We start from the raw sequence: 16,373 nt of genomic DNA, 5'->3' as shown, positions 1-16,373 counted from the left end.
GGGCCCTAGCGTGAAGGGGTTGGTCACGGGGGACCACATCCCACCCGTGGGACTCTTCGGCCGGCATCGCGGACCGCGCAGCGAGTCGATCGCCGCGCGGTCCGTGAACCCCGTGTCCTCCTCCCGATATCCAGCCCGAATGCAGAGGGAGCCTCGATGACCGTGTCGCAATCCGAGTCCGTCACGCCGTACGCGGCCCGCAGGTTCGGCCGGCGCGCCCGGCCCCGGCTGGTGGGCGTCTACGCCGGAGCGGGCGGGTGGGCCGCCCCGCCGGAACCCGGCCGGCTGACGCGTGAGTCGGCCGTCGAGCTGATCGCGCTGGGGTACACCATGGTGCGCGTGCGCTGGCGCTGGCGCACCCACGAGATCATCCTTCGACGCTACCTGGGGAGATAGACGGCCGTGAGTGAGAAAGAGCCGCGCGCGAAGCGGCAGATCGACTACTTCTACCTGGCGAGCGGCGCCATCGGCATCGGGATGGTCGCCTTCCTGACCATCTGGACCATCCAGGCCACCGGCACCCACTGACCCTGCGGCGCCGAGCGCCGAACGCCGAACGCTTCAGGCCAGCTCGGCGGCGTAGCGCAGCAGCAGCGGCGCGAGCTGGTCGGGCCGGCTCAGGGCCGCCAGATGGCCCGTGTCGATGATGTCGGGCGCGATGCCGAGGCGCTCGCGCGAGAGCCGCTGCTCGAACTCCAGCGGGAAGAGCCGATCGTTCCGTCCCGCCACCACACGGATCGGCACGGCCGGCCACTCCTCGGCCTCCCAGACGGTCGCGAAGGCCGCCGCCGACGGCTGACCGGCGGGATGCCCGGCCCCGGCGGCCATCACCTCGGCGGGGATGTCGTGGAAGAACACGACGTCTTCGTCGAACGGCGCATCCGGATCGCGCCCCTCCGTCACGGCGAACGCCCGCATGGCCGCCTCCGCCCCGGTGGCCCCGAACCACTCGCCGGCCGACTCGCCGGGCCGCGGGATCATCGCCGCCACGAAGACGAGCATCGCCGCACCGAGCCGCTCGCAGGCCATCGCGGCCGGGAAGGCGCCCATCGACAGCGCGACCAGCACGATCGCATCCGTGGCTCCGGATGCGTTCCGCGACTCGGCGACGGCCCGCTCGATCTCGTCGACATGGCGTTCGAGCCCGGCCGCCGGGTCGCTCCACGGCAGGTCGACCGCGACCACGTGATCGCCGGCCGCCTCGAGCACCGGGATCACGCGATGCCACGACCAGGAGTCGGCACCGGCTCCCGGCAGCAGGACGAAGCTGGTCATACGCCCACCGTAACCCGCAGACGGCTCTCGCGGATGTCGGCAGGGGCACCTATCGTGGAGAGCACGCAACGATGCGACCACCATCCACGACCGCGAGGAGACGAGTGCGCGACACGACGAGCGAGCGGGAGTACGACTCCCGCTTCGACCCCGCCTTCCAGCCCGGTTTCGAACCCGCGGACGACGACTTCGCCGGCCTCTTCGCCGCGCCGGGCCCCGACGAGGCGCCCGAACTCGCGGTCGCCGAGGTGCGGCGCCGGCTCGTCGACCGCTTCGTGGTGGTGCTGTGGGTGGTGGGTGGCGTGCTCGCCGTGGGTGGGGGAGCGCTCCTGGTCAACTCCATGGGGGGCTTCCTCCGCGCGGATTCGTCCAGCTCGTTCACATTCGAATATCAAATGCTGGTGATGCTGTACCAGCTGTCGCCGTACCTGATCACGGTGGGCCTGGCGACCCTCGTCGGCACCCTGTTCCTTCTCGCCGTTCGTTGGGAGCGCCGTTCATGACCTCCGAATCCTCCCTCTCGCCCGCGCCGTCGGCCGGATCCGGCGGCACCGGGGCACCGCTCTCGCTGGCCGAGTTCCAGGAGCTCACGGGCGCCATCATGCAGAACCTCGAGAGCGTCATCGACGGCAAGACCGAAGCGGCGACCCTGGCGCTCGTCGTGCTGATCGCCGAGGGGCACCTCCTGGTCGAAGACGTGCCCGGGGTCGGCAAGACCACGCTCGCGAAGGCTCTCGCCACGAGCGTCGGATGCTCGGTGAGCCGCATCCAGTTCACTCCCGACCTGCTGCCCTCCGACGTGACGGGCGTGTCGATCTACAACCAGTCCGATCACGCCTTCGAGTTCAAGCGCGGCGCCGTGTTCGCCAACATCGTCATCGCCGACGAGATCAACCGCGCCTCGCCGAAGACCCAGTCGGCCCTGCTGGAGTGCATGGAGGAGGGCCAGGTCTCGCTCGACGGCACCACGCATCCGCTCGACCCGCCGTTCATCGTGGTGGCCACGCAGAACCCGATCGAGATGGAGGGCACCTACGCCCTGCCCGAGGCGCAGCGCGACCGCTTCATGGTGCGCATCTCGATGGGCTACCCGGATGCGGCGGCCGAGCTGCAGATGCTGCACCAGCGCGAGAGCGGCAGCCCCCTCGACAAGCTCACCGCCGTGGTCGACAAGCAGCAGCTCGCCGCCATGATCGAGACGGCGCGCGCGGTGTACGTCAGCCGGGCGGTGGAGTCGTACGTGGTGTCGATCGTGCAGGCCACCCGTGTGCATCCCGAGTTCCGGCTCGGCGCGAGCCCGCGCGGCACCTTGCACCTCGTGCGGGCCGCGAAGGTGCTCGCCGCGCTCAGCGGGCGCGAGTTCGTGGTTCCCGACGACATCAACGAACTCGTGGTCCCGGTTCTGGCGCACCGCATCGTGGCCACCCGGCGCGCGGCGAGCGATGCGCGCGGCGGCGGAACCCAGGCCATCGCCGACGCCCTGCGCGCGATCGTGGCGTCCACTCCGGTTCCCCTGAATCGTTCGCGGGCGGTCTGAGCGCCGCATGGCCGAACCCCGGGCCTCCCGCAACCTGCCCCGTCTCACGGTGCGCGGGTGGGGGCTGGTCGCGGCCTCGCTCGTCGCGTTCGTGCTCACGCAGGTCTTCCGGCGCCAGGAGATCGCCTACCTGGCCTGCTTCCTGCTCGCCGTTCCGGTCGCCGCGTTCGTCTGGGTGGCCGCGCGCCGGGTCGCGCTGAGCGTGCGCCGGCGGTTCACGCCGGAATCGGGCTCAGTGGGTCAGGCCATCACGGCGACGGTGTTCGTGCAGAACTGGGGCACCATGCGCACGCCCGCCGCGGTGTGGGTGGAGCGGGCGGATGCGCCGCTCCGGGCGAGCGAACCGGCTCCGCTTCCGCCCCTGCCGGGCTATTCCTCGTCGACCATCGATGAGCCGGCGCTGAGCCTGCTGCGCTACCGGCTCGACACGCGATTCCGCGGGGCGCACCCGATCGGCCCGTTCGAAGTCACTCTCACCGACCCGTTCGGCTGCGCCGTGCGCCGGCTGCGGTTCGGCGACCTGGAGACCGTGCTGATCACCCCCACGGTCTACGAGCTCGCCCGCATCGACCTGCGCCTGTCGACGGGCGACGGCGCCGAGCAGATGTCCCGCCGGCTCGTCGGGGCGGGGGAGCAGGACGTCATCGCCCGCAAGTATCTGCCCGGCGACTCGATCCGGCGCGTGCACTGGCCGGCCACGGCGAAGCACGGCGAGCTCATGGTTCGGCAGGACGACCAGCGCAACGATCAAGACGCCGTGATCCTGCTCGACGCGAGTTCGTTCGCGGCCGCCGCCGAGGCTGCGGGCGCTGCGGGCGCTGCGGGCGGGCATGCCGCGAACGCGGAGTACGACCCGGCGTTCGAGTGGGCCGTGAGCGCCGTCGGCTCCGTCGCCGTGCACCTCATGAACGAGGGCTACGGCGTGCGACTCGTGGGCCACAGCGCGGTGGGGGAGCACGACGACGAGACGGTGTTCACGGCGCCGCACGGCGCATCCCTCGTGCTCCGCTCGCTCGCCTTCGCCCGGAGCGACGCACTGCACGATCCGCTCGACTTCCGCGCGGCGGTCGAGCAGGCCTCCCTGACGTCACCGGATGCCCCGCCCGTCTTCGCCTTCGTCGCCGCCATTCCCGGGGCGGCGGAGAGGGTGCGGGAGCTCGCGGGCATGTCGTCGCATCCGGTGGCGTTCGTGGTCTCCGAGCCGAGACGATCGGGTGGTCGTGAGGGAGGGCGTGCGAAGGCCGCCGCCGCCTCGGCGGTCGCCGCGGAGCTCCGGGCCTCCGGCTGGACGGCACTCGAGTGCGGCGCCGACGACGCCCTTCCTGCGCTCTGGAAGGCGTTGGGCGACGCACGGGGCATCTCATGAGCGCCCCCACGGCCCTGCGCCCACCCGCTGCGCCGCCGCCGGCGCGCGGCGGGCGCCCGCCATCCGCAGGCCGGACGCCGGATGGCAGCCGCCCCGCCCTCAGCTCCTTCGCCCGCCGCCGCGCGGTGAGGACAGGGGCCTGGAAGAGCACCCTCGCAGTCGCGGTGAGCCTCGGCGTCGCGCTGGCGGGCCTCGCGCCGCTGCTGCAGGGCGGCGCCTGGTGGCTCGCCACCATGTCCATGGTCGTCGTCGTGCTCGCCGTCGGCGCCGTGCTTCGCGGCCGGGGTGCCCCGGAGGTCGTGGTGGTGTCGGTGTCGGCCTTCGTCTGGGGCGGCCTCGTGGTGCTGCTCTACGCCGGCAGCACGCTGTGGTTCCTGCTGCCCACGCTCTCCACGCTCACCGACATCTCGGGCGATCTCGCGGCCGCGCGCCAGGCCATCGCGGAGCAGGAGATCCCCGCCGATGCCGGCGGGGCCATCACCCAGCTCATCGTGATGTCCGTCGGGCTCATCGCCATCGTGAGCGACGAGCTCGCCACGGGCCTGCGCACCCCGGTGCTGAGCGGGGCCGGCCCGCTCGCCGTCCTGGCCATCGCTCCGCTCGTGAACCGCACCGATCCGGATGTGCCCGTCTACGTCCTCGCCGCCGCCGCGTTCCTGCTCGTGGTCTGGTGCAGCTCGCGCATCGGCGCGGAATCCGGCCGGGAGCGGCCGTGGTCGCATCCGGGGCGCAGCCGCGTGCGCGGAGGCCGCAATCCCGGGCTCGCCGTCGGCATCGCCGCCCTCGCCGTCGCCGCGATGGTCGCCTTGCCGGCGGTGACCCCCGGCCTCACGGCGCAATCGCTCGCCGACGATTCGGCGTCCAGCCCGTTCTCCTCGGTCTACGGTGCGGGCATCGATCCCACCATCCAGCTCGGGCGCGATCTGCGGCGCAACGATCCGCTGCTCTCGCTCTCGTACACCACCTCGGCGTCGCACGGCCTCTATCTCAAGATGGTGAACCTCAGCGACTTCTCCACGGGCATCTGGCAGCCCGAGACCCCGCAGGGGGCCGAGAGTTACGTCGGGCAGGATTTCGGCACGCCGCAGGGCCTGGCGGCCGACGTGTCCACCGCCGAGGTCACCACCTCGATCTCCATCGCCACGCTGCGCGCCGACTGGTTGCCGCTGCCCTATCCCACCCAGAGAGTGGCCGGCCTCAGCACCCCCTGGGTGCTCACTCCCTCCTCGCTGACCGTCACCAGCGACCAGGCCGCCACCCAGGGCCAGAACTACGAGGTCACCGGTCTCTCGGTGGAGCCGACCGCGGAGCAGCTGGCGGCAGCGGGCTCAGTGATCCCGGATGCACTGAGCGGCTTCCTCTCGCTGCCCGCCGATCTGCCGGCCGTCATCTCCGACACCGCACGGCAGGTGGCGGGTGCGGCGGCGACCCCCTACGACAACGCGGTGGCACTGCAGCAGTACTTCCGCTCGGGCCAGTTCAGCTATTCGCTCAACGCCCCCGACTCCTCCAGCTACAGCGGTGACAACACGCAGATGATCGCCGCGTTCCTGCAGGACAAGACCGGATACTGCGTGCACTTCTCCGCGGCGATGGCCGTGATGGCTCGCAGCCTCGGCATCCCGTCCCGGATCGCCGTCGGCTATGCGCCAGGCCAGGGCGCGAACAGCGTGTCGAACGGCGCAGCGGTCTACGACGTCTACACGAACCAGCTGCACGCCTGGCCGGAGCTCTACTTCGAGGGCATCGGCTGGCTGCCCTTCGAACCCACGCCGGGACTCGATTTCACCCCGCCCGACTACAGCCTGCCCGACTACGCGCAGGCCGGTGTCTCGGGCACCACCGGATCGACCCGGGCGGCGAGCACCCCGTCGGCCGACCCGAACGCCGCCCGCGATCCCGGCCAGAGCGTCTCGGGCACACAGACGCCGGAGCAGGCGGCGCTGGGACAGGTTCGCGGCTGGGGGACCGCGGCGGCCGTGCTCGGCGGCATCGCGGCGATCGTCCTGCTGCCCTGGATGCTGCGCGCTCTGCGCCGTCGTTCCCGGGTGCGCCGGATCGCCGCCGACGAGCGGCCGGCCACCCTCGCCTGGACGGAGTTCGAAGACACTCTCGACGACCATCGGGTGCAGCGCTCGGCAGGCGACACGCTGCTCGATCTCGAACAGCGTGTGCACGAGTCCGTGACGCTGCCGGCGGCAGTGGTCGACCGCCTCCGGCGCGAGGTGGAGTTCGAGCAGTACGCCGCGCCCGGCTCGGCCAGCGCGCAGACGCGCGCGAGCATCCGGGGCGATCTGCTCGAGCTGCTGGCGGCGCTCAGCTCCGGGGCGAGCTCGCAGCGGCTGTGGCTCTCGCGGCTGTTGCCGGTGTCACTGCTGCGCCGGCGCCGGGCGGCGGCCCCGACGCGGACGCTCGTTCCGTAGCGGCACCGCGAGAGCGCGCAACCCGCCCGGTGCTGCCCCGAGCTCGTCGAGCCAGGCGAGCGCGGCCTCCGCCAGAAGACGACGGGCACGGGTCGCGGGTGCCGCCGCCGACGCCTCACCATCGTGCGCCGACCGGCTCCAGGCCGCGCGGTGCGCCGCCAGGAGCGCCGGGGTGGCGGCGCCGAGGCTGGTGGCCAGCAGCAGCTTGAAGGTGAATTCGCTCCAGGCCGAGGGGGAGTCCACCTCGGCGTCGGCCAGCCACTCGGCCGCCGTGCGACGGCCCTCTTCGGTGACGTCGTAGAGCGGCAGGCCGTCATCCGTGGTCCCGGATGCCTGCACGAGGCCCGCGGCCTGGAGCCGGTCGAGCGTGGAGTAGATCTGGCCCACATTGATGCGACGATCGGTGCGCTCTTCGAGTTCGCCGTGCAGCTGCAGGCCGTAGGCCTCGCCTTCGGCGAGCACGAGGAGGATGCCCGAGCGAATCGACATCGGCAGCCGCCCTTCCGCTGGAAATTACTCACTCAGTATAGGTCTGAGAGTTCCCGAACCGCGGATGACACCGTTGTGATTCCGCGGGACCGTGCGGCATAATGTGATCACAACTGCATAACGTCATGGCAATCCATTCACAGGTCGTTGGGGAAGACGTACCTCACGAATGGAGAGAAAAATGGCGGCAACCGTTGCACGCGGAGTGGTCTACGTCCACTCCGCTCCCCGCGCGCTCTGCCCCCACGTCGAGTGGGCCGCAGGTCGCGCTCTTGGTCGTGCAGTGAACTTCGACTGGATCGATCAGCCCGTGCTGCGCGGCGCTCAGCGCGCCGACTACTTCTGGGAGGGCGCGCCCGGCACGGGCGCCGCCATCGCTTCGGCTCTGCGCGGCTGGGAGCACCTGCGCTACGAGGTCACCGAAGACGCGAGCGAGGGCACCGACGGCGGCCGCTGGATGCACACGCCCGATCTCGGCATCTTCTACGCCCAGGTCGACAACGCGGGCAACACGGTGATCCCGGAAGACCGCATCCGCAACGCCATGGAGGCGGCCGGCACCAACGCGCTCGAGCTCCACCGCGAACTCCGCCTCGCCCTCGGCCAGGCCTGGGACGACGAGCTCGAGCCCTTCCGCTACGCCTCGGACATGTCCCCCGTCATCTACCTCCACCGCGGCGTCGGCTGACGCGCTGTTCGCGACTCGCCAAAAAACGCCCCAAAACCAGCGGTTTGGGGCGTTTTTTGGCGAGTCGCGACGAGGTCAGTACGTCTTGAAGGCGACGACGGCGTTGTGGCCGCCGAAGCCGAAGGAGTTCGAGATGGCCAGGAGCTCACCGGCGGGGAGGGCCCGCGGTTCGCGCACCACGTCGAGGGGGATGTCCGGGTCCTGCTCCTGGAGGTTGATCGTCGGGGGAGCGGTGCGCTCGTGCAGGGCGAGGATCGTGAAGATCGCCTCGATGCCCCCGGCCGCGCCCAGAAGGTGACCGGTCGACGCCTTGGTGGCCGACACCGGGATGTCGTGCAGCCGGTCGCCGAAGACGTGCAGCAGAGCCTTGTACTCGGCGATGTCGCCCACCGGGGTGGAGGTGGCGTGCGCATTGATGTGGGCCACGTCGTCGAGCGAGTAGCCGGCGTTCGCCACGGCCGCGAGCATCGCCCGCGCCGCCGCGGAGCCCTCGGGGTCGGGAGCGGTGATGTGATACGCGTCGCTCGTGACGGCGCCGCCGAGCAGTTCGGCATAGATCTTGGCGCCGCGCGCCAGGGCGTGCTCCTCGGTCTCGAGCACGATCGCCGCGCCGCCCTCGCCGAGCACGAAGCCGTCGCGGGTGAGGTCGTAGGGGCGGGATGCCGTGGCCGGGTCGTCGTTGCGCTTCGACAGCGCCTGCATGGCCGCGAAGGCGGCGAGGGGCAACGGGTGGATGGCCGCCTCCGAGCCGCCGGCGACGATGATGTCGGCGTAGCCGGCCTGCAGGTGGTCGTAGGCGTTCACGATCGACTCGGTGCTCGAGGCGCAGGCCGACACCACGGTGCGGGCACCGGCGCGGGCGCCGAGCGCCATCTCGACGGCGGCGGCCGGGCCGTTGGGCATGAGCATCGGGACGGTCATCGGCAGCACACGGCGCGGGCCGCGCTCGCGCAGGGTGTCCCAGGCGTCGAGCAGTGTCCAGACGCCGCCGATGCCGGTGGCCCAGTCGACGCCGAAGCGCTCCGGGACCACGTCGGGGGAGCCGGCATCCGCCCAGGCCTCGCGGGCCGCGATGAGCGCGAATTGGCTGCCCGGGTCGAGGCGCTTGGTCTCGATGCGCTCGAGCACCTCTGAGGCGGGGACGCGGGCCTGAGCCGCGAAGGTGATGGGCAGGTCTCGCTCCGCCACCCAGTCCTGCTCGAGGGTGCTGGCCCCGGACTCCCCGGCGAGGAGGTTCTTCCAGGACTCGGCCGCCGTGCCGCCGAGGGGGGAGGTCGCGCCGATACCGGTGACGACGATCTTCTTCGTGCTCATGGTGAAACTTTCTGTGGGTGGTCAGTCCAGGCGCCGGGATGGCGCAGTGCGGCCGACAGGATCACGCGCGTGGTGCGAGATCCTGTCGACCAGCCGCAGGGGTGTTGCCAGGTGGAGCGGGGTGCTGCAGCAGGCGTCAGGCCTGAGCCGCGACGATGAAGGTGACGGCGTCGCCGACGGTCTTGAGGTTCTTGACCTCTTCGTCGGGGATCTTGACGTCGAACTTCTCTTCGGCGTTCACGACGATCGTCATCATCGAGATCGAGTCGATGTCGAGGTCGTCGGTGAAGGACTTGTCCAGCTCGACAGTGTCGGTCGCGATGCCGGTCTCGTCGTTGATGAGCTCAGCCAGTCCGGCCAGTACTTCTTCGGTGGACAATGCCATTGTTCTTCTCCTTGGGGTGTCGTTTGACCGAGACTTAGTTTAGTCAGGCTGCGGGCCGCCCTACGGCAGCACCACGACCTGTGCTCCGAACACGAGGCCGGCGCCGAAGCCGATCTGCAGGGCGAGTCCGCCCGAGAGCTCCGGATGCTCGGCCAGCAGCCGGTGGGTCGCCAGCGGGATGGAGGCGGCCGAGGTGTTGCCCGTGGTGGCGATGTCGCGACCGATGAGCACCGACTCCGGCAGCTTCAGCTGCTTCGCGAACTCGTCGATGATGCGCATGTTCGCCTGGTGCGGAATGAAGGCGGCGAGGTCGTCGACCGTCACTCCGGCGGCCTCGAGGGCCTGGTTCGCAGCCTTGACCATCTCCCAGACGGCCCAGCGGAACACGGCCTGGCCGTTCTGGCGCAGCGTCGGCCACTCGGCCTCCTGGTCGCGGAACTCGATGCTGGTTCCGGTCATGTAGATCTCTTCGCGCTTCGTGGCGTCGGATCCCCAGATGGTAGGGCCGATGCCGGGCGTCGCGCTCGGGCCGACCACGGCGGCGCCGGCGCCGTCGCCGAGCAGGAACGAGATCGAGCGGTCGGCCGGGTCGACGTACTCCGAGAGCTTCTCGGCGCCCACCACGAGAACGTACTCGGCGAGGCCCGCGCGGATGAGCGCATCCGCCTGCCCGATGCCGTAGGCGTAGCCGGCGCAGGCCGCGCTGATGTCGTAGGCGGCGGCCGCGGGGGCGCCGATGCGCTGTGCGAGCAGGGTGGCCATCGACGGCGTGATCACGGGGTTCGAGATGGTGGAGATGAGGATGGCGCCGATCTGCGAGGGCAGGATGCCCGCACCCTCGATGGCCTCGAGCGAGGCCGACTCGGCGAGGTCGATGGCGAAGACGTCGTGCGAGGCGCGCTTGCGCTCGATGATGCCGGTGCGCTGGCGGATCCACTCGTCGGAGGAGTCGATCGGCCCGACGAGGTCGTCGTTCGGCACCGAGAGGTCGCCGCGCGCGGCGCCGATGGCGTGGATGCGCGTGAACTCGGGGCCGGTCTTCTGCTTGAGGGTGGGCTGCGTCATGACGGTTTTGAGGCCTTCCGGGCGGGTTCGGGTAGGGGCGAGTCGGGTGCGGTCGCTCAGGCGGCCTGGTCGAGGAGCTCGAAGGCGGCCGGCAGGTCGTCGGGGGTCTTCACGGCCACGGCCGGAACCCCCTTCAGCCCGCGCTTGGCGAGACCCGTGAGAGCGCCGGCGGGGGCGACCTCGATGAGGCCGGTGACGCCGGCGGCGGCGAAGGCCTCCATGTCGAGGTCCCAGCGCACCGGCGAGGAGACCTGGTCGACGAGGAGCTCGACGAAGCGCGAACCGCTGGCCACCAGGGCGCCGTCGTTGTTGGTCCAGATCGGCAGCGTCGGGTCGGCGGGTGTCAGCGTGGCGGCGACGCTAGCGAGGTGCTCGACGGCGGGAGCCATGTAGTGCGTGTGGAAGGCGCCGGCGACCTGCAGCGGGATGACCCGCACGCCACGCGGGGCGTTCTCGGCCAGGCGGCCCAGCGCATCCGGAGTTCCGGCGACGACGATCTGACCGCCGCCGTTGTAGTTGGCGGGGATGACCCCGAACTCGTCGAAGAGCGCGAGCAGCTCGGCCTCGACGCCGCCCACGACGGCGCTCATCCCGGTCTGGGTCTGAGCGGCGGCCGCGGCCATGGCCCGGCCGCGTTCGCCCACGAAGCGCATGGCGTCGGCGTTCGAGAGGATGCCCGCCCCGGCTGCCGCGGTGATCTCGCCCACCGAGTGGCCGGCGATGCCGCCGACGCGGTCGCGGCGCCCGTCGGCGAAGAGCGCGGAGAGGGTGAGGATGCCGGCGGCCACGATGAGCGGCTGCGCCACGGCGGTGTCGCGGATCGTCTCGGCGTCGCTCACGGTGCCGTGGGCCACGAGGTCGACGCCGGCGGCCTCGCCGAGCTCTCCGAGGGTGTCGCGGAACGCGGGCTCCGCGATCCAGGGCTCGAGGAAGCCGGGGGTCTGCGACCCCTGGCCGGGGCAAACGACGACGATCATTGCTTCAGTCTCCCAAGAGTTCGGTGATCCAGTGTGTCGAACGCGCGCAAGAGATTCGCGGAATCATTGTGCGTGTTCCATAAGAGCGTGCGTCAGCGGCGTGGTGCCGGGCTGTCATGGTCGTTCATCGAGCCGAGGATGAGGGCGGACTGCAGGATGAGCGCCTCCCGGGCTCCCGTGGCATCCCAGCCGATCACCTGGGTCACGCGCTTCAGCCGATAGCGCACGGTGTTCGGATGCACGAAGAGCTCGCGGGCCGTCGCCTCGAGCGAGCGGCCGTTGTCGAGGTAGCACCAGAGCGTGGTCATGAGCTCGGGGGACTGGTCCTGCAGCGGGCGGTAGACCCGGTTCACCAGCGTCGACCGGGCGAGCGGATCGCCCGCGAGGGCGCGCTCGGGCAGCAGGTCGTCGGCGAGCATCGGCCGCGGGGCGTTGCGCCAGGCGCGGGCGACGGCGAAGCCGGCGAGGGCCGCCTTGGCGCTCCGCGAGGCGTCGACCAGACTCGGCACCTCGTGCCCGAGCACCAGGTATCCCGGGCCGAAGCCGGGTTCGAGCTGGGTGGCGATGTCGAGGAAGGAGAGCAGCGGGCCGGCGGCCGCGAGGGCCTCCTCATCGGCGGGAGTGCCGTCGACGCCGTTGCCGTTGGCCGGATGTGCGCGGCCGATCACGAGAACGAGCCGCCCGCCTTGAACACCGATCAGCAGGTCGGCGTTCAAGTGCCGGGCGGTGCGGCGCAGCTGGTCGACGTCGAGCTGGCGCGGGGTCGTGCCCACGAGCACGCTGACCTCGCCGTGCCCGTGCCAGCCGAGGGCCGCGATGCGGCTCGGCAGCTCGTCGTCGTACTCTCCGCTGAGGATGCTGTCGACCACGAGGGCCTCCAGCCGGGCGTCCCACAGCCCGCGCGCCTCGGCGGCCCGGGCGTACACGTCGGCGGCGGCGAAGGCGATCTCGCGGGAGTAGAGCAGGATGGCCTCGCGGAGCGAGGCATCCGTTCCCGTCACGCGCTCCTCGACGACCTCCACCACCACGCGGATGAGCTGCAGTGTCTGCTGCAGGCTCACCGAGCGCAGCAGCTCCCGGGGAGCCGAGCCGAAGACGTCGGCGGCGATCCAGGTGGTGGTGGTCGGGTCGTCGTACCACTGGATGAACGACTTGATGCCCGCCTGCGCGACGAGCCCCACGGCCGAACGCCGGCCCGGGGGCATGTCGCCGTACCAGGGCAGCGTCTGGTCGAGACGCTTGATCGTCGCGGTCGAGAGCTCGCCCGAGATGGTGCGCAGCCACTGGAGCGTCTGCTCCTTGGTCTTAGGCACGGTGCTCCCTCGCTGATGCGCCCCCGACCGCGATCGATCGTTCGTTCATGCTGTGAAGTGTCGTCAGCTCTCGCCGCCCGCCGAACCGGAGGTCCCGGCCGTCACGTCGTAGAGACGGTACTTCTCGATCGCCCACGAGGGGGCGTTCTGGTCGACCTCGCCGCGGGCCGCGAGCTGCTCGAGCACGCGCACCACCACCGAGGGTCCGTCGATCTTGAAGAAGCGACGGGCCGCCGGGCGGGTGTCGGAGAAGCCGAAGTCGTCGGCGCCGAGGGTGGCGTACTCGCCGGGGACGAACTGGCGGATCTGGTCGGGCACCGCGTGCATGTAGTCGGTGACGGCGACGAACGGGCCCGGAGCATCCTGCAGCTTCGACGTGAGGTACGGCACGTGCCGCTCCTCGGTCGGGTGCAGGAAGTTGTGCTCCTCGGCGCGGAGTCCGTCGCGGCGCAGCTCCGTCCAGGACGTGACCGACCAGACGTCGGCCGAGACGCCCCAGTCGTTGGCCAGCAGCTCCTGGGCCTCCAGGGCCCACGGAACCGCGACGCCGGAGGAGAGGATCTGGGCCTTCGGCCCCTCGATCCAGCCCGACTTGAGGCGGTAGATGCCCTTGACGACGCCGTCGACGTCGAGCCCTTCGGGCTCGGCCGGCTGCACGTGCGGCTCGTTGTACACCGTGAGGTAGTACATGACGTTGGGGTTCGGGTGCGAACCGCCGTACATCTGCTCGAGGCCCGCCCGCACGATGTGGTTGAGCTCGTAGCCGTAGGCCGGGTCGTAGCTCTGCACGGCCGGGTTGGTCGACGCGAGCAGCAGCGAGTGGCCGTCGGCGTGCTGCAGGCCTTCACCCGTGAGGGTGGTGCGGCCGGCGGTGGCGCCGATCACGAAGCCGCGCGCCATCTGGTCGCCCGCCGCCCACAGGGCGTCGCCCGTGCGCTGGAAGCCGAACATCGAGTAGAACACGTAGATCGGGATGAGCGGCTCGCCCTGGGTGGAGTAGCTCGTGCCCACCGCGGTGAACGCCGCGAGGGCGCCCGCCTCGTTGATGCCGACGTGGATGATCTGGCCCTGGGGGCTCTCCTTGTAGGCCAGGAGGAGCTCCCGGTCGACGGAGGTGTAGGTCTGGCCCTTGGGGTTGTAGATCTTGTTCGACGGGAAGAAGGCGTCCATGCCGAAGGTGCGCGCCTCATCCGGGATGATCGGCACCACCCGGTTGCCGAAGTCTTTCGCCCGGGTGAGGTCTTTCAGCAGACGCACGAAGGCCATGGTGGTGGCGATCTCCTGCGTTCCGGAGCCCTTCTTGAGCGTCTGGTAGGCCGAGTCGTCGGGCATCGTGAAGGCCGTGTGCTTCGTGCGGCGCTCGGGGAGGTAGCCGCCGAGCGCGCGACGGCGCTCGTGCATGTACTGGATGGCCTCGTCGTTCTCGCCCGGGTTGTAGTACGGCGGGAGGTAGGGGTTCTCCTCGAGCTGCGCATCCGTGACCGGGATGTGCATCTGGTCGCGGAAGGTCTTGAGGTTGTCGAGCGTCATCTTCTTCATCTGGTGGGTCGCATTGCGGCCCTCGAACGCCGGACCCAGGCCGTAGCCCTTGATCGTGTGCGCCAGGATGACGGTGGGCTGGCCCTTGTGCTCCGATGCGGCCTTGAACGCCGCGTAGACCTTGCGGTAGTCGTGGCCACCGCGCTTGAGGTTCCAGATCTCGTCGTCGGAGTAGCTCTCGACGAGCTTCAGGGCGCGCGGGTCGCGGCCGAAGAAGTTCTCGCGCACGTAGGCGCCCGACTCGGCCTTGTAGGTCTGGAAGTCGCCATCCGGCACCGTGTTCATGAGGTTCAGCAGGGCGCCCTCGGTGTCGCGGGCGAGCAGGTCGTCCCACTCGCGCCCCCAGACCACCTTGATGACGTTCCAGCCGGCACCGCGGAAGAAGCTCTCGAGTTCCTGGATGATCTTGCCGTTGCCGCGCACCGGGCCGTCGAGGCGCTGCAGGTTGCAGTTGATGACGAAGTTCAGGTTGTCGAGGCCGTCGTTCGCCGCCACCTGGAGCTGGCCGCGGCTCTCGACTTCGTCCATCTCGCCGTCGCCGAGGAACGCCCAGACCTGCTGGTCGGAGGCGTCCTTGATGCCGCGGTTGGTCAGGTACTTGTTGAGCTGGGCCTGGTAGATCGCGTTGATCGGGCCGAGACCCATCGAGACCGTGGGGAACTGCCAGAACTCCGGCATCAGGCGCGGGTGCGGGTAGGAGCTCAGGCCGCCGCCGGCGTGCGACTTCTCCTGCCGGAAGCCGTCGAGCTGATTCGCGTCGAGACGGCCCTCGAGGAAGGCGCGTGCATAGGTGCCGGGGGAGGCGTGGCCCTGCACGAAGATCTGATCTCCGCCGCCCGGGTGGTCCTGGCCGCGGAAGAAGTGGTTGAAGCCGACCTCGTAGAGGGCGGCGCTCGAGGCGTAGGTGGAGATGTGGCCGCCCACCGCGATGCCGGGGCGCTGCGCCCGGTGCACGAGCATGGCCGCGTTCCAGCGGATCCAGGCGCGGTACTTGCGCTCGAGGTTCTCGTCGCCGGGGAATTCCGGCTCGTTCTCGGGAGCGATGGTGTTGATGTAGTCCGTCGTCGGAACCATCGGCACGTTCAGGTGCAGTTCTTTCGAGCGCTTCAGCAGGCTCAGCATGATGTCGCGTGCGCGCTCGTGCCCCTGGGCTGCGACGAGGGCGTCGAGGGATTCGTTCCACTCCGCGGTCTCGTCGGGATCGGAATCGATGTGGCCCGCCGAGTAGGGGTCCTGGTCGTTGACAGTCACCGTCGACCTTTCTGTTGATTACAGATCGTTTAGTGTCGGGCATGCACCCCCGGGATCGTGGGGACGGAACGCCACAGATCAGCCTAGTGAGTTTTGCCGGGTGCGCCGTTCTGGAGGCATTCACAGCCCGTTCCCACCCTCGTTTGGCCGAACGGATGCGCGGGTCTAGTATGGGGGCGCTTTTGCCGGTGAGACGCCCGGCTGTGAAAGGAAGCCTCATGGCTTTGGAGAACGACACGCTTGCACCCGACTTCGAACTGCCGAACCAGTACGGAGAGCGCATCCGACTCAGTCAGTTCCAGGGAAAGAAGCCCGTCGCGCTCGTCTTCTTCCCGCTCGCCTTCTCGGGCGTGTGCACGAGCGAGCTGTGCCAGCTCGAAGACAACCTCGCGCTGTTCAAGGATGCGAACGTCGAACTGATCGGCATCTCGGTCGACTCGAAGGCGACGCTGCGCGCCTGGGCCGAGAAGGAGGGCTACGACTTCACCCTCGTGGCCGATTTCTGGCCGCACGGCGACGTGGCGAAGGACTACGGCGTGTTCCTCGAGGAGAAGGGCTTCGCCAACCGGGCGACCTTCGTGATCGACGAGAACCGCATCATCCGGGCCTCCTTCATCACGGCGCCGGGGGAGGCGCGATCGATCGCGGCCTACCGTGCGGCGCTCGAAGACCTGGCGCCCGCGCGCGTCTGAGCCGGCCCGCGAAAGACTTCTGCATTTGTAGAAAGCTATGAGTCGGCCAAGAACGACCG

The 16,373-nt window shown here is 70.2% G+C and carries 16 protein-coding genes; 8 read left to right on the top strand and 8 right to left on the bottom strand.

Annotated elements, in window-relative coordinates:
• Positions 1-156 precede the first annotated feature (156 nt).
• Together VD659_RS18710 and VD659_RS18705 are read left to right on the top strand one after the other, a co-directional pair.
• A complete protein-coding gene (locus tag VD659_RS18710) occupies positions 157-396 on the top strand; it encodes a hypothetical protein (RefSeq protein WP_423262553.1) in 240 nt (79 codons plus the stop codon).
• A gap of 6 nt (positions 397-402) precedes the next feature.
• Positions 403-528 carry a hypothetical protein gene (locus VD659_RS18705; protein ID WP_423262552.1) on the top strand — a complete coding sequence of 42 codons (126 nt, stop codon included), beginning with the start codon at positions 403-405 and terminating at the stop codon, positions 526-528.
• A 33-nt stretch (positions 529-561) separates the two neighbouring features.
• Here the strand turns inward: VD659_RS18705 and VD659_RS18700 are convergent, their stop codons facing one another.
• Positions 562-1,275, bottom strand: a complete 714-nt coding sequence (locus tag VD659_RS18700) for an alpha/beta fold hydrolase (RefSeq protein WP_423262551.1) — start codon at positions 1,273-1,275, stop codon at positions 562-564.
• Between the two features lie 104 nt (positions 1,276-1,379).
• Here VD659_RS18700 and VD659_RS18695 point away from each other — a divergent pair, with 104 nt between their 5' ends.
• From VD659_RS18695 to VD659_RS18680, 4 genes are read left to right on the top strand one after another with little or no spacing between them, the layout of a single operon-like run.
• Positions 1,380-1,778: a hypothetical protein gene (locus VD659_RS18695; protein ID WP_423262550.1), complete on the top strand. Its 399-nt coding sequence runs from the start codon at positions 1,380-1,382 to the stop codon at positions 1,776-1,778.
• The gene (locus VD659_RS18690) at positions 1,775-2,812 is read left to right on the top strand and encodes an AAA family ATPase (RefSeq protein WP_423262549.1); all 1,038 of its coding nucleotides are present in this window, start codon (positions 1,775-1,777) and stop codon (positions 2,810-2,812) included. Before VD659_RS18695 ends, VD659_RS18690 begins: the two co-directional genes overlap by 4 nt.
• Positions 2,813-2,819: 7 nt before the next feature.
• Positions 2,820-4,178 (top strand): DUF58 domain-containing protein, encoded by a 1,359-nt coding sequence (locus tag VD659_RS18685; protein ID WP_423262548.1) that lies wholly within the window; start codon positions 2,820-2,822, stop codon positions 4,176-4,178.
• The gene (locus VD659_RS18680; protein WP_423262547.1) at positions 4,175-6,601 is read left to right on the top strand and encodes a transglutaminaseTgpA domain-containing protein; all 2,427 of its coding nucleotides are present in this window, start codon (positions 4,175-4,177) and stop codon (positions 6,599-6,601) included. The genes VD659_RS18685 and VD659_RS18680 overlap by 4 nt, the downstream gene beginning before the upstream one ends.
• On the opposite strand, the gene VD659_RS18675 is transcribed toward VD659_RS18680, so the two are convergent.
• Positions 6,548-7,090, bottom strand: coding sequence for a PadR family transcriptional regulator (locus VD659_RS18675; protein WP_423262546.1), 543 nt, complete (start codon positions 7,088-7,090; stop codon positions 6,548-6,550). The genes VD659_RS18680 and VD659_RS18675 overlap by 54 nt on opposite strands.
• 181 nt (positions 7,091-7,271) lie before the next feature.
• Here VD659_RS18675 and VD659_RS18670 point away from each other — a divergent pair, with 181 nt between their 5' ends.
• Positions 7,272-7,778, top strand: a complete 507-nt coding sequence (locus tag VD659_RS18670; protein WP_423262545.1) for a DUF3145 domain-containing protein — start codon at positions 7,272-7,274, stop codon at positions 7,776-7,778.
• 75 nt (positions 7,779-7,853) lie between these two features.
• Here the strand turns inward: VD659_RS18670 and VD659_RS18665 are convergent, their stop codons facing one another.
• The 6 genes from VD659_RS18665 to aceE all read right to left on the bottom strand — a co-directional run bounded on the left by VD659_RS18665 (position 7,854) and on the right by aceE (position 15,622).
• Entirely contained in the window at positions 7,854-9,092 is a 1,239-nt protein-coding gene (locus VD659_RS18665; RefSeq protein WP_423262544.1) for a beta-ketoacyl-[acyl-carrier-protein] synthase family protein, read from the bottom strand.
• A gap of 136 nt (positions 9,093-9,228) precedes the next feature.
• Positions 9,229-9,477, bottom strand: coding sequence for an acyl carrier protein (locus tag VD659_RS18660; RefSeq protein WP_137837315.1), 249 nt, complete (start codon positions 9,475-9,477; stop codon positions 9,229-9,231).
• A 60-nt stretch (positions 9,478-9,537) separates the two neighbouring features.
• A complete protein-coding gene (locus VD659_RS18655) occupies positions 9,538-10,542 on the bottom strand; it encodes a beta-ketoacyl-ACP synthase III (RefSeq protein WP_423262543.1) in 1,005 nt (334 codons plus the stop codon).
• A 56-nt stretch (positions 10,543-10,598) separates the two neighbouring features.
• A complete protein-coding gene (locus VD659_RS18650; protein ID WP_423262542.1) occupies positions 10,599-11,519 on the bottom strand; it encodes an ACP S-malonyltransferase in 921 nt (306 codons plus the stop codon).
• 92 nt (positions 11,520-11,611) lie between these two features.
• The gene (locus VD659_RS18645; protein WP_137837312.1) at positions 11,612-12,832 is read right to left on the bottom strand and encodes a helix-turn-helix domain-containing protein; all 1,221 of its coding nucleotides are present in this window, start codon (positions 12,830-12,832) and stop codon (positions 11,612-11,614) included.
• A 63-nt stretch (positions 12,833-12,895) separates the two neighbouring features.
• On the bottom strand, positions 12,896-15,622 hold the full coding sequence (gene aceE, locus VD659_RS18640) for a pyruvate dehydrogenase (acetyl-transferring), homodimeric type (RefSeq protein ID WP_423262541.1): 2,727 nt from the start codon (positions 15,620-15,622) through the stop codon (positions 12,896-12,898).
• Between the two features lie 218 nt (positions 15,623-15,840).
• Here aceE and VD659_RS18635 point away from each other — a divergent pair, with 218 nt between their 5' ends.
• Entirely contained in the window at positions 15,841-16,314 is a 474-nt protein-coding gene (locus VD659_RS18635) for a peroxiredoxin (protein WP_423262540.1), read from the top strand.
• Positions 16,315-16,373: the final 59 nt, after the last annotated feature.

Origin of the sequence: Herbiconiux sp. 11R-BC, assembly GCF_049472555.1 — a bacterium.
Taxonomy (GTDB): domain Bacteria; phylum Actinomycetota; class Actinomycetes; order Actinomycetales; family Microbacteriaceae; genus Herbiconiux.
The sequence above is the reverse complement of the archived record's forward strand: the minus strand, read 5'-3'. Positions and strand labels throughout refer to the sequence as shown.